Source organism: Paracoccus broussonetiae (genome assembly GCF_031854425.1).
GTDB lineage: Bacteria > Pseudomonadota > Alphaproteobacteria > Rhodobacterales > Rhodobacteraceae > Paracoccus > Paracoccus broussonetiae.
Genome location: NZ_JAVRQI010000019.1, coordinates 1 through 12,902, shown reverse-complemented (window position 1 = coordinate 12,902; position 12,902 = coordinate 1). Strand labels below are relative to the sequence as shown.

The following is a 12,902-nucleotide window of genomic DNA, read 5'->3' as shown; positions in this document are numbered from 1 at the left end:
AGAAAGCACGGGGCTTTTTCCAGATCAAACCGGAGAGGCACCGCCCAACGCGGACAGGGGCATCAAGACCCCGCCGCCGTCGCAAAGGAAAGGATGCCGCAATGCCTGTTTACGAGATTTCCATGACCACCGAGGACGGACCTGTCACCTTCCGTCCCGACAATCTGGATGCATGGCTCGATGAGATGGGCCTTCAAATCCAAGGCTTCAACTCCTACCCGCGCCAGCGCGGAGAACTGCAAGGCGAGCCGAAGATTGCCGGGCTCCATGGTCCGTTCTGGGACGCCTACACCAACGATAGCGAGCCGGTCATCCGCTACGAAGATCCGCAACGCTATCGCGACTTGAGCCGGTGAAGGAGCGGACGCCATGACCTTGTGCAATTTTTCCGACCTGACCCGCAACGACGGACGCTGGCTCAACCTCTGGGCCGCTTTCGATGTGACCGCCGAGTATCTCGGCACCTTCACCCTCGACGAGCTGCGCGGCAAAGCCGCCGCCGATGGCAAATGGATCAGCGCCATCCAGTATCGTCGTGCCGGGCAGCGCATCGACGATGCCACCCTGACCATAACGCTGAACGGCCTGAGCCGGGGTGGCAGTCCCTTTGACTTCACCGGCTTTCGCATCTCGCCTGTCCGAAACGAATCCGACGATCCAGACTGTACCCGCATCGAGGTATGCGAGCCCGGCGAGCATCGCTTCTGGTTGGTCTATGGCTACCACGCCGAGGCGCAGGAATGGTGGATCGTCCACGATTGCGAAGCGGGCGAGGAAGGCGAAGTCCTCGCGCGTCTGGTCGATCTGACCGGCCATCTGGTCGAATACCGCGATGGCGGCAAAGCCTATGCCAATACCCGTCTCGCCGATCTGCCCGTTATTCTGGCCGATCGCATCCATGACGAAATCCCGCGTCAGGATCAGCCGGAGGCGCGGACGGATGATTTTGACAATCACCCGCTGATCGCTCTGCGCGAAAGCATCCTCGACGCCCTCGAGCGCCGCGCCTGATCAATATAGCCGCGCCCTCGGGGCGCGGCCCTTGACCCAAGTCATGCATCACGACAACATCCCGATGAAAGCCGGCGCCCTGGAAGCGCCAATGAACCTTGCCTCGATCTGCGCCGCGCGCGATGCCACCCCGACCCGAATGGAGGAAGGTGTGGGCGCGCTTCGCGCCGCCTAAGATCTGCCCTGAGAGGCCCCCCAGACCGTCGGGTGCGCATGGCGACTGGTACTCGCCCCGCACCGATCGCGGCGAAGCCGACGTGCGGTCGCAGTTTTTCGCCGGGCCTTTCGATCCCGCCGAAAGCGTTGAAGTTTATCCCTGACCGGGTCGCTGTCCGCTGGACCTTGAGGTTTTCGCTTACCACGCCGCGCTGGTCACTCACCCAGAATGTAAGACGATGTCATGGTTTCCGGCTATTGGTGCGAGAGGCCTGCTGCGCTTATTCTGGCCTTCCCTGGAGGTCAAAAATCCAGATGTGTGATCGCGACGATCAGCTTGAGGTTTTCCCGCGCGAGATGGTGCTGCGGCGGATCGATCCCGAACGCAACATGCGGCGCTTCTACCGTCTCTCGGTCGAGCCCGACCTCTTCGGCGGTGCATGCCTGGTCCGGGAATGGGGCCGAATGGGCAGGTCGGGGCAATGTTTGAGCGAACCGCATGCCGATGAGGGCAAGGCGATCAATGCCCTGCTGCGGCGTGCAGCCACCAAGCGCCGGCGCGGCTATCAGGCTTGAAGGCCACGATGCGTCACCGCAGGCAGGACTATTGGTCAGGCCACGCCGAGTGCCTAGCTCTTCCTTGACAGGCTCGACGATCTGCTTTTGGCGTATCCGGCTCAGGCGTCGACAGAGATCTCTGCCAGAGCCTCGGTGATTTGGACCGGATCATGCGGCAGATCGGTGTCGAAGAGCTTGGCTGCGAGATGCTGCAACAGTACGATCTCGGTCGCCATCACCGTTGCCACCTTGCCCTGCAGATTGACGAGATCGGGGGAATGCAGCGCGGCGTCGAGTTCGGTCAGCGACTCAGCGGCGCTAGTGATGCTCGCGAGGATTTCGGTGCGGGCCGGGTCTTCAAGTTGCAACTCAGGATATCCTTGTCGTGTCTTTCGAGCGGGAATAATCGCGCAACCACAGGGTGGCCACCACGCGGGGAAAGCGTCGGCGGATTTCCGCAGCCGGCCGGGATGGGAGGCGGTGAGGAACAGCCGTTTCTACTTCCGTCAGCGCCGAACTTGAACATGGAGGTGCGCATGTGGCGTTTTGCTTGGCTCCAGAGACGGGTCATGGCGTCTGCCCGGCGCTGATGGCGCCCGGCACCGGGCGCTAGTCCGGCCGCGGCCGGACCCGAGCCGGTCAGGCGGATGCTCCCGGCTGCGTCGGGCGCTGGCCGTCTCGTCCCGAGCCATCCGACCGCGCGACGGTCCTGGTCGCGCCGCATCCTGCCCGTCTCGGCCCTGCGGGTCACGCTCCCTGACGCAGAATGCTGACGAGATCCGCGCCAGGCGCGCGGATCAGGACGAGCTGCGGCCGGTGCGGGGGATCGACCGGGCAGGCCCGGCTTACCCCCGCACCGACGGCTTTCCATGTTGTCGTGGTCCGCCTCGCATCCGCTGTCCGGCCGGATCAATGGGCTGGCGCCGCGCGGGACGCGCGTCGTCGTCCAGCCGGGCCGTGTCCTCGGCGCGCGCGCCTGTGGGCCGCACCACCCCGGCCTTCCGACCCACGACCGTCCAGTCAGCGGCCACGGGCAGGGCTCTGCCCTTCCCGTTCTGCCCTCCGGAAAACATGCGGTGTTTTCCAGAGAACAGAACGGAAAGGCGTCGCCCAACGCGGACAGGGGCGCGAGCTCCGACGCCGCGACAGCAACGGAGAACGGAAGATGGCATTCGATCTTTATCAGCGTGTTACCGACAGCATTGTGGCCAGCATCAACGCGGGCAGCCCGGCATGGCGCAAGCCCTGGACCGGGGAGGGCCGGGCAGTTCAAATGCCCTTGCGCGCCAATGGCGAAGCCTATCGCGGCATTAATGTGCTGATGCTCTGGCTTGCAGCGGCAGCGCAGGGCTATGGCAGCGCCTGGTGGTTCACCTACAAACAGGCCGAAGCCGCAGGCGGACAGGTCCGCAAGGGCGAGAAAAGCGCCACCGTTGTCAAATACGGTACCGTTGCCCGCGAGGATGAAGAGAGCGGCGCCGAGAAACGCATCCCCTACCTGAAGAGCTACCGGGTCTTCAATGCCGACCAGATCGACGGATTGCCGGAGGGCTTCCATGCCGCCCCGCCCCAGCCGGTCTGCGATCTCGGCACCCGGCCGGATCCGCGTCTGGAGGCTTTCTTCGCCGCCACCGGGGCCGATATCCGCAGCACTGCCGAGCCGCAGGCCTATTACGATCCGCGCGCGGATTTCATCCACATGCCGATGATCTCGAGTTTCCATGATGCCGCGGGGTTCTATGCCACGCTCGCCCATGAGGCCTGCCACTGGACCGGCCATGGCTCGCGCCTTGACAGGCTGAGCCGCTTTGCGGAACGCAAGGCCTATGCGTTCGAGGAGCTGATTGCCGAGATCGGCAATTGTATGCTGTGCGCCCAGCTTGGCCTTGTGCCAGATTTTGGCCAGTCTGCCGCTTATGTCGAAAGCTGGCTGCGCGCGCTTCAGGATGACAAGCGGATGATCTTCAAGGCGGCGACAGAGGCGCAGAAGGCAGCTGATTTTCTACTGTCCTGTGTCGGAGAGGGAGGCTTGATCCAGCAAGGCGAAGCAGCCTAGCTGTCCTCCATTGCCCTGATCCCGAGCTCGCTGCGATCCGCGGCGGGCCATGGGCAGGGAAGCGGAAAATCCGGCGGGGCCGGATTTCAGCCCGTGATGCCCGCGCCGGGCTCAAGGGGAGCCGGTCGCGGCCGGATTTGAAAGCAGCCCGATCCCTTACTCGAAAGAAGGGGTAATTGAGGAGCGAGACAAAATGAGGCTGCCATTGATTTCCATCAAGGGGAGATCCGCTGAAACTTCGCCCGAGCAGAGCGATCGGAAGCATCAGTGAGTTTATGCAGTCATTCACCCTCAAGATATCTCGGCGTCATGGGCGATAATTCGCACATTCCCGTGAGACAGTAGCATCGTGCAAAATGACTGTGCAAATCTCATTGTCGTCGCTGGTTTTCTAACCTATTGCTCCATTGCAAGGATCGCCGATCCGAATTGAAATGCTACTCTGAAGGGAAGCAACGGCATATGGACATCAATATCAACGCTCTCGACCTGAGAGAACTGAAAGCGCTTCGCAGCAAGCTTGATCGTGCCATCGATGGTTACGGGGCCAAGCAGAAGCAAAAGGCACTCGAGGCAATTAAAGTCGCGGCCCAGGAGCATGGGTTCGCGCTGAAGGATCTGCTTTCCGAAGACATCCAGAAGTCCACCGCCGTCGCCCCTAAATATGCCCATCCCAAAAATCCGGATCAGACCTGGACCGGGCGCGGTCGCAAACCGCGCTGGGTGCAGGAGGCGCTCGATGCCGGAAAATCTCTGGACGATCTGGCGATCTGAACCGGATCTGTTCGATCTGGGCCGACTTAAAACAGAAAGCGCGTCTGTTTCGCAGGAAGCAGGCGCTTCTTCATTTCGCGCTCTAATATCGAGCTGTTCCGGTTTTGCGCTCGGTTGCCGCGCAGTCAGCTTTATCCGAACCGTTCGGATGATAGAGCGCGCCTTGATAATGCGAGTGCCGTAAACTTTCCGGCCCAGCCTGAAATGCTCTCTGTCTGACAGGCCCGCAGCTGTCGGCCGATCCGAAATCATCTGAGGCTCCCAAAGCTGGGCGGCCATGTGAAAACGTCCAGCCTTCATCCTACTCCTCCCCATCGACTGTGCCGCTGCGCGGTCGATGGGAAGGGACGGGCAGGGACGGTCCAGGTGCTGACCCGCCGGACTCGCCACGCCACCCCCCATCATGTGATTCGCATGGCCGGCTCGGTACCGGGCGTCGGAGCGCGCGCGCCTGCGGTTCGGGGGCGTGGCGAGAGGCGCCCTCGCCGGTCATCAGCAGGCCCGACGAACCCGGCCATGAGCCTGATCAGCGGGCCGGTAGATGGCCTGTCTGCCATGGCGGCTTGGGTGGTGGACAATTCGTTGCCTCCCACTTGCGGTCCACCGGGTGTCCCTGTGGTTTCTGTGCCAGCCGACGGGACCACTGTCCCATCGTCCCACCCGCCTGCGGGTGACCTGCAGGGCGTGCGGTGCCCGAAGCGGCCGGGCCTTTGGCCCGAAGCCTGTTGTTTAAAACAAATGGACCCTTTGCGCCGCACCGATGGCTTCCCCAGCCAACGTCCTCCACAAGCTCCGGTTGCGTTGACAGGTTTACGCTCATCTGGCAGCAAAGGGACATGGCAGGAAATGCGTATTGTTTACAAGGATTGTTATGACCCCGCCGAGGCAGAAGCGGCTCCGTCATGAACAGCGCAGTGAAATTCTTCGCCGCCTCAAGGCGGGCGAAGGTGTCTCGCGTCTGGCACGAGAGTTTGGGACCTCGCAGCCGGCGATCAGTCAGATCAAGGCGCGGGGTGTTCGTCCGGCCAAAGCGACGACATCGGCGGGTGCCGCGATAGCCGTCCGGGTCTCTCCGGTCGAGATTGAGGCTTTGAGCCGCTTCAAGGCCCGCTACGGTTTTGAGAGCAACTCCGATGCCATGCGCTCGCTGCTGCGCATGGCCGTCGGGCTGCTCGAGTTCGAGCAGCCCGACGGGGACGAGATCGAAGCGGTCGCGACCGAGTTGCACAAGATCGGCGTCAATGTGAACCAGATCGCTCTGGCGGCGAACCGGGGCCGGACTGACCTGGTGCAGCAACAGTGGTCCGCGATCGATGATCTGCGCAGATCCCTCCCCGAAATCCGCTCCCATTTGAAGGCGGTGGTGGATGAACAGCGCCGGCGGGGCACCCGGCTCTATGAGAAGTACGCAGGGGTCGGAGATGTCTGACTCGATCGCGCGCGACCTGATCGGCGAGATCGAATTCCGTCGCAACCTGGTCGGAGCGGCGCGATCTCTGACGGATCGGTCGACAAAAGTCGCGGGTGGCTTCGGGTTGGGCTCGAAGGCGCGGAACCTGTGGCTGATGGCGCAGGGATCGAATTCAGCCGTCCTGAAAAAGATCGGGCGTGGCGGCACACATAGCGCCCGGCAGCTCGGAAATCAGTTCGATTATCTCTTCGGCAAATCGACATCACTGTTTGGGAACATGGTGGAGCACGACCCGAATGGGACATCGCTTACTGCGCTGGAGCGCAAGGAGATCGTCGATATCTGGAGCGACGGCTGGACCGGCGCACCGAAGAATGGTCATACCACGCATCTGCTTTTATCATTTCCTGCTGATCTTGCGCCGAAGAAAGCAAAATTGATTTCCGAGCTCTGGGCGGCGGAGATGTTTCAATCTGGCATCCACGCCGAGGATGAATGGGCTTATGTCGCCGCGCTGCATAGCGATCGCGCCAATCCGCATGTTCATATCGTGGTGAACAATCGCGGCTTGGAGAATGGCAGCTGGTTCTACATGGCCAGGAATCATGTCTTCAACTTGGAGATGATGAAGGAACGGATCGTCGAATTGGCGTCCGAAGAGGGTGTGCGACTGGATGCGACGTCGCGGCTCGAGCGCGGCATTCTCAGCTATGGCCCGTCGCGGGCTGAAATCGAAAATGCCCGCAGTGAAGGCCGGCCAGTGCGCGAACGGAGGCGCGAGGGCAGGGCGCTGCAGGATGCTCTGGCCGAGATTGCTTATAGCGCCGGCATCATGCGCAATCTGTCGGGGATCGCGGAACAGGTTTCTCTGGCCGAGATTGCAGCAAATCTCGGTAAGGCCGCTTCGATCCTGGAACGGGGCGGGATCATTATTCCGAAAGAAATGGAGTTCACCATGCATCAGAACGTAATTCAGGGGCATTGGGATCTGCGCCAAGAGTTTTCTGGCTGGTTCGTGAATGCCGAAAAACAGATCGATGAACTGGCCCCCGATAAACGCGGCGCGCTTCGGCGCGAGCTTTATCAGGTCAGCGGCGAAATCCTGAAGGACCTGGGCGACCTTCGGGGCGCCGAATTGATGCAACATGGTCCGCGCGCGGCGCTGCATCAGACGCGGCTGGCGACCGGGCAAATCAGTCGGGAGGGGAACTCTGTCCCAATCGACCCGATTGCCTCCGAGGAGTTGCGCAAAGGCGTGCAGGCTGAGGGGGCAGGGATCGGTCTCGCACCCGAGGTCATTGCCGGGCGGCTGGAGGTCGGCGCGCTCAATGCCTGGCAGGAGCGCGAATGGACCAAGGCCGATCTTCTCGCCGTGGCAGAAGCCCGGCGTCTCGACATAACCCGCGAGAAGGATCGCAGCCTGGCAGCTGAACTGGTCGACGGCTTCTATGCCGCCGCGGCCAAGGTTCTGGATCGGGCGCTGGAACCGCGGCAACATCAAGTCGATGATCGCCTGACCCGGACCTTGGCCAGCATGGCGCGGGGCGCCGCGGAGGGCCAGCAGCTGCAATTCGGCGATGATGACCAGGCCGGGCGTTTCGCCGATGATCTGAAGGAACGCTTCGGCGATGACGTGGCGCGCCGGATCGCGGCGGGTGATGACCGCATGCTGGCCGTGGACTTCCCGGATGCCGCGAAGCGCAGGGAGGTCGCGCTCTCGATCATGACAGTGGCAAAGAGTCACCAAGTCTTCGGCCTGTCGGTGCGCGAGGCAGAGGTCGGAGCGGAGCGCCTGAAAGCGCGCGAGGCGCCAGAGCAGGATCCGAAGCTTGAGCGCGAAGACGGCTGGGACTTGTAGCGCCGGAAGTATCACTCAAATGCGACGGGGCCTCGCCGCGGTCCCAAGTTCGAAGTAGATCGTCGTCAAATTGCCACCCCCCAACCGTCCAATTGCCCGGTGGCGCCCGATATGAGTCGGGATAATGGTTGTGGTAAGGAAGTGCTCAACTGCCCACCGGTCACCTCGGCCGCGCGGGACGGCGGGCAGCGCTCGACGGGATCTACCGTCACATTCCCGGCTCAACCCGGTGTCTAACGCTGGGGTCGACAAGGGGTATGATGCGGCAGAGCTGGTTGCCAACCTGCGGCAGGCCTGAGCCACACCGGATGCCGCGCGCCGCAAGGTTATGCCCTGTCGCTGAGAAACCGCATGCGGATAGAGGAAGCTTTCGGCCGGAGAAAGTCAAAGCATCCCAGATGAGCCGGCCCATCCAGCATCAACTCGCCAATTGGGCCTGCCTATAATCTCCACCTGCACGAACGCAAAACGGCGGGGGTGTGTGCCCCGCCGTCCCGGACACTAAAGCGCCCATTAATCGGCTTTTGTTTGGTTCTCGCTGTCTTGCAACACACCCACTGCTCCCTTGAGTTTCTGACGTTCTTCGATCAGTGCGCGGCGCAGTGTGCGTTTCAGGTCGCTGGTCATCTGACGTCCTCCCAGATTGGCAGCATAAGCTGCGGGCGGCCACGATAACACAGACAGCCTCAAATATCACGACATAATCAGACGTGATTTTAATTTCGCATCCTCTGCAGGTGCCGATACAGTCGTCGATCCCGGCCTACGCATTGCAAGTCCTCCAGCCCGTTTCAGGAAGAGCGCTTCCGGATGTCCTGTCCGCTCGAAGCAGCGGGCTGAGCCTCGCGAGGGATTTTGAGGTCCAACTCCTCGTTTTCCAGCTTGCGCCAATACCCGCCTTTAGCTGCTGCGGGACAACCGATGTGGCCACCATAGCGATCCACCACCACTCGCAGCAGGTCCAGGTCCAGAACCTGCCCGACTGTCTCTTTCCCGCGAGGGTTGGACCTGCCGCAGCCCTCAGCCGGAACCCTGTCGCCGCCAGCGGTTCGCGTCCGGCAGATTGGTCGAAACGTGAAGGCCCTGTCACCGGGATCGCGGATCATTCCATCCTAGTCGGGGGACACAGCATTCCGTGACGGACGACGGCGCCATTGCAGCACCGTGATACCGGCCGTCAGCAAAAGCGCGCTGAGCGTCGGCCAGGGCACTGAGGGTTGCGGCGCGCGGACCAGAACCCCGGCCACATCGGAGCCCGGCTCGAGTTCCATCCGCCAACGACATGCGTCACAGCAGGATCCGAAGCGTTCAGATATTCCGAGGTCTTGCACCGGCCGCACTTGAAGGGAGGAAGATGGGCCTGATGATACGGCCCGACCACCTTCATCAGATCCGTCGCCCAGAACCGCGCCGTGCGCTTGCACATCATGCAGCGGACTGAGAGCAACATGCCCTTCTCTCCACGCTGGTAAAGCCTCGGGATTCGGAAGGAGTCCGAGGAAAAGCGCTTCGGGGGCATGGGTGAGAAATGAGAACAGGACAAGAACAAAGTAGTTCGACGATGCCAGAGAGTCGATGCTGAGGGGCGGAACCCGGTCCACAATTTTGCGTTTCTCGGCTGTCAGGTCGTCGGTGGTATGGGGAGGGGTGCCCGATGGACGAGAGTGTGTTGGCGTGCGTGCCTGGACTCCTGAAGCACGCGAGAACATTCCAACTTGACGAGGAAGGGGCTGAAGAACTCGTCGCAACAACCTTGAACTGGGCAATCGATCATGTGGATCAGTTCGATCCCAGATTTGGCCTTGAGAACTGGTTGACCTTCATCACAGATATGTTGGCCTGTGAGGTGTTGGGCAAACTAACCTGACCTGCTCGTTGCCCCTTTTTTAGGAACCGCCGACCTGGTCAGCCTGCCCTCACCCAGATCGGCACGGGTGTCGTTAGACCGCTCATGGTCGATGGCCGCGTGCCTCTGACTGCTTCTCTGAGCTGAAGTGAGCGAGGGCGCGTCATCGCGAGGCCGCTTGTTGTTGCAGTTGGCTTCATGCGCCCCCTTCACCAATATACCCGCCGCAGTCATCGCCTCAAGGAAGGCCCCCCGAACCGTTTCCTGGTCAACTGTTCCTTCGTCGAATTCGAGAATAGCGAGTGCTGCTTTTTTGAATATTTCGGAGTTCGGATCGCAGTGGTTTAGCAGAGCCTTTGCGACACCATTGAGATCGTTCACAATCTTGAACTTGCCGACGCGCTTTTCATAGGTCACCGACCGGATCGTCTTGTTTGCCATTCTCTCGTTCTCCCTGAGGAGGGCGGATCCTCGTCCGGGGACCAGGAACTACCGTTCAGCCTAACTGACCATCTCCTAGGGTGGCCGTCGAGGAGAACCTGAAGTGCGGCTATCTGTTCCAGACTGATCAGGATCGAACCAGCGGCAGTGCACCGTCCGCTAGCAAGTGCCCAAGGTGCCGGATTTGCCGCGCCACCGATCGAAGAGTGGAAATCCTGAGTGGAGTGAGATATCTTGCTCGTGCCATCCAACTCTAAGAGGGTGACATGCTGGGCACTGAAAGGACGACATACTCGGCCGAAGAACCGATTCAATCTGACGCTCCGCCGGTAGCCGACCTCAGCGACGAAGAGGTCGAGGCGGTGTTCGAAGATCTGGTTGCGCAGATCGACGCAGAGCAACAGCCGTCCGAGACCTGAAACGCAAAAAGGCCGCGCCTTGGGTCGATCGAGACGAGGGTTCTGTGCTATGGCCCGGTTGTGGCCAAGTGCACGTTCTGGAATTCGTATACGTCGGAGCTCTCGGTGAACGTCGAGTGGAAACTTGCTACCCTTGCGAGAGGAGATCCAATGGATGGGCTACGGATCATGATTCAAGGTTTCGACCGTTCAGCATGGTATCGGTAAACGCGTCATTCGCTCAATCGAGCGCGTCCCGATCGAGAGCGAAATGAAAGACCTTAATCTCGGACAGGCTTCCGCGGTAATTCCCGCGCAGCCCATCAGCTGCTTTGCAGTGACCAGAACCTATTGCTGTGGCAAGGGGCCTGTGTCTGGCTGAAATTCGTCCGTCCGGTCCGGGACTTGCTCCATCCGAACGCGAGCCAGAAGTTCCACTTCATCGATGTCTTCAAGTAGGTCGAGTGTCTGCCTCTCCTGATCGATTTGCGCAATCCGCCGGGCAGGATGTGTTTCTGGTCTCATAGGATCGTACAGTCATGGTGAAGCCTATGTCGGATCTGAGCGACCTGGTTGGCATATAATCTGCAGCTACAAGGATTTTGTTGCTGTTCTTCTCTGCCATTCCAGATCGCGAGGGAATAGCGCAGATTGTGGATCCGGCGCAATTAAACATGGCGTATCCTGGCCGATTGATTGAGCACAGTTCAACAATCGTGCTACAAGATTACCTCTGCCTTAGCGAGTTCTCGAGGGAGAACATGCCGGGAAATGGACATTCGGAAGTTTTGAAGCTGCTAGCGAAAACCGCTCGGGCCGACTTGGACCCGTGGTTCGCCCAATGTCTGAATGAGCAGATAGAAGGGGGATATTTCCCGAATTCCCAGAATCTGGCACGGCTCCGGTCCGATATTGTTGCAAGGTTGGCGAATTACCGTCATCAGACGGAAATGGTCGCGGCGGTCGTCGACATGTCGGGCGGCCTGAACGCCGCACTGACCGGGGCCTTGCTCAAGGCGGCTGGGTGGCGGGTGAGGGGGCTTACTCTTCTCGGCAATCGCAACTGCCCGGCATCCGCGCAAGCCGCCGAAGCGTGCGGGATGCTGGGGATAGACCATCTCGACCTGGGTCTGTCCGTCGGATATCAGGCGATTTTCGCGGCGCTGGATGCGGTCTCGACGCCAGACGCCGGGACCGATAAGATAAATCACAGCGACCTTGGCGCACGGCTTCGCAGGATGCTGCTATACGAACAGGCTCGGGGCCTCGGCGCTACAGTTGCAAGCAGTGCGGACCTTGCTGATTTCGGTCTCGGCACCCTGCACCTCCATGAAAGCGCAGGGGATCTGGCGCCGCTGCTGGATCTTACGAGGTCGTGGGAGGTTCCCTGGCTTGCAAGGGCGACCGGACTACCGGAAGCGAGCCGAAACCTGACCGATGGCTTCATCCTGAAACGGCGCGACGGAGCGGATATCCGCGTCAGCCCCCTGGAATGGGACATCGCGGTATTTGCGCTTGCCGATGCCGCGAACAGGCATCCGCGCGCCAAAGGGGCCGCGCTGCTGGATGCCATGGGGCTGCAACCGAGCAGCATCCCCCGCTGGGCTGTCGAGGCCGTTTGGGACCGTCTGTGCGGGACCTGGACCGCGCGACTGGGTCCTGTCCGGTTCAAGCAACCATCCGACCGGCTTGCCGTTTTTGACAGACTTGACGAAAGGCTGTTCCGCCCGGCTGTCCTTTGCAGGACGCAGGCGGACCTTAGCTTCCCGACCAATCTGAACGCGGCGGCCACGGAACTGTGCCGCGGGCTGGAAGATCGCGGGATGCGCATCGTCACGGCGGAATCGTGTACGGGCGGCCTGATCGCCGCCTGTCTCGCCGAAGTTGCGGACAGCTCCTGCGTGCTGGAGGGCAGTTTCGTGACCTACACGGCGTCCCAGAAGATCGCGGCTCTTGGCGTCTCGTCGCAATTGATTGAGGAAAAGACCGTTTATCACCCCGAGGTTGCCGCCCAGATGGCGGCGGGCGCGCTGAAGCGGTCCCCGAAGGCGGATATTTGCGTGGCTGTGACGGGGGTCGCCGGCCCGACCGAGGACCAAGGAAAGCCCCCCGGCTATGTCTGCATTTCCTGCGGATTGCAGGGAAAAGCTCCGCTCGCGCAAGAGTTCCAGTTTTTCGGGGGGCCGGAAGAGGTACTGGCGTCAACCATCCTGACCGCGCTGCGCATGGCACATGGGGCGATAAGGGGCGGCTAATCGGCGTCCGGCCATTCGAACGCGCGTGCCTGCTCGATCGCCGTTCGATCCGCAGTAAAGACGATGAAGTAATCGTTGCTGGTGTCCCGGTCCCCGATCACCCGCAACTGTTCAAGGGCTACGGCCACGGTTTTCTCG

At 61.2% G+C, this 12,902-nt stretch carries 12 protein-coding genes and 1 pseudogene; 11 read left to right on the top strand and 2 right to left on the bottom strand.

Going from position 1 to position 12,902, the window contains the following annotated elements; all coding sequences use genetic code 11:
• Positions 1–101 precede the first annotated feature (101 nt).
• The 3 genes from RM190_RS20175 (at position 102) to RM190_RS20165 (ending at position 1,743) form a co-directional block, all read left to right on the top strand.
• Positions 102–356 (top strand): hypothetical protein, encoded by a 255-nt coding sequence (locus RM190_RS20175; RefSeq protein WP_311761276.1) that lies wholly within the window; start codon positions 102–104, stop codon positions 354–356.
• 13 nt (positions 357–369) lie between these two features.
• Complete coding sequence (locus RM190_RS20170; protein ID WP_311761275.1) at positions 370–1,011, top strand: hypothetical protein; 642 nt, start codon at positions 370–372, stop codon at positions 1,009–1,011.
• A 471-nt stretch (positions 1,012–1,482) separates the two neighbouring features.
• Positions 1,483–1,743, top strand: a complete 261-nt coding sequence (locus RM190_RS20165; protein ID WP_311761274.1) for a WGR domain-containing protein — start codon at positions 1,483–1,485, stop codon at positions 1,741–1,743.
• A 101-nt stretch (positions 1,744–1,844) separates the two neighbouring features.
• On the opposite strand, the gene RM190_RS20160 is transcribed toward RM190_RS20165, so the two are convergent.
• Positions 1,845–2,093: a hypothetical protein gene (locus RM190_RS20160; protein WP_311761273.1), complete on the bottom strand. Its 249-nt coding sequence runs from the start codon at positions 2,091–2,093 to the stop codon at positions 1,845–1,847.
• A gap of 797 nt (positions 2,094–2,890) precedes the next feature.
• Between RM190_RS20160 and RM190_RS20155 the strand changes: the two genes are divergently transcribed.
• From RM190_RS20155 to RM190_RS20135, 6 genes and pseudogenes are all read left to right on the top strand, one after another.
• Complete coding sequence (locus tag RM190_RS20155) at positions 2,891–3,781, top strand: ArdC family protein (protein ID WP_311761272.1); 891 nt, start codon at positions 2,891–2,893, stop codon at positions 3,779–3,781.
• A 462-nt stretch (positions 3,782–4,243) separates the two neighbouring features.
• Complete coding sequence (locus RM190_RS20150; protein ID WP_311761271.1) at positions 4,244–4,555, top strand: H-NS histone family protein; 312 nt, start codon at positions 4,244–4,246, stop codon at positions 4,553–4,555.
• A gap of 871 nt (positions 4,556–5,426) precedes the next feature.
• Positions 5,427–5,984, top strand: a complete 558-nt coding sequence (locus RM190_RS20145) for a plasmid mobilization relaxosome protein MobC (RefSeq protein ID WP_311761270.1) — start codon at positions 5,427–5,429, stop codon at positions 5,982–5,984.
• Positions 5,977–7,824, top strand: coding sequence for a relaxase/mobilization nuclease domain-containing protein (locus RM190_RS20140; protein ID WP_311761269.1), 1,848 nt, complete (start codon positions 5,977–5,979; stop codon positions 7,822–7,824). Before RM190_RS20145 ends, RM190_RS20140 begins: the two co-directional genes overlap by 8 nt.
• Before the next feature lie 167 nt (positions 7,825–7,991).
• Positions 7,992–8,119: pseudogene (locus RM190_RS23440) on the top strand (IS5/IS1182 family transposase); the annotation flags it as partial.
• A 1,359-nt stretch (positions 8,120–9,478) separates the two neighbouring features.
• On the top strand, positions 9,479–9,691 hold the full coding sequence (locus tag RM190_RS20135) for a hypothetical protein (RefSeq protein ID WP_311761268.1): 213 nt from the start codon (positions 9,479–9,481) through the stop codon (positions 9,689–9,691).
• Here the strand turns inward: RM190_RS20135 and RM190_RS20130 are convergent.
• Positions 9,683–10,111 carry a hypothetical protein gene (locus RM190_RS20130; RefSeq protein WP_311761267.1) on the bottom strand — a complete coding sequence of 143 codons (429 nt, stop codon included), beginning with the start codon at positions 10,109–10,111 and terminating at the stop codon, positions 9,683–9,685. The two genes, RM190_RS20135 and RM190_RS20130, sit on opposite strands and share 9 nt — an antisense overlap.
• Positions 10,112–10,377: 266 nt before the next feature.
• Between RM190_RS20130 and RM190_RS20125 the strand changes: the two genes are divergently transcribed.
• The gene (locus RM190_RS20125; RefSeq protein WP_311761266.1) at positions 10,378–10,530 is read left to right on the top strand and encodes a hypothetical protein; all 153 of its coding nucleotides are present in this window, start codon (positions 10,378–10,380) and stop codon (positions 10,528–10,530) included.
• Between the two features lie 584 nt (positions 10,531–11,114).
• Positions 11,115–12,764 (top strand): nicotinamide-nucleotide amidohydrolase family protein, encoded by a 1,650-nt coding sequence (locus RM190_RS20120; protein ID WP_311761265.1) that lies wholly within the window; start codon positions 11,115–11,117, stop codon positions 12,762–12,764.
• Positions 12,765–12,902 lie beyond the last annotated feature (138 nt).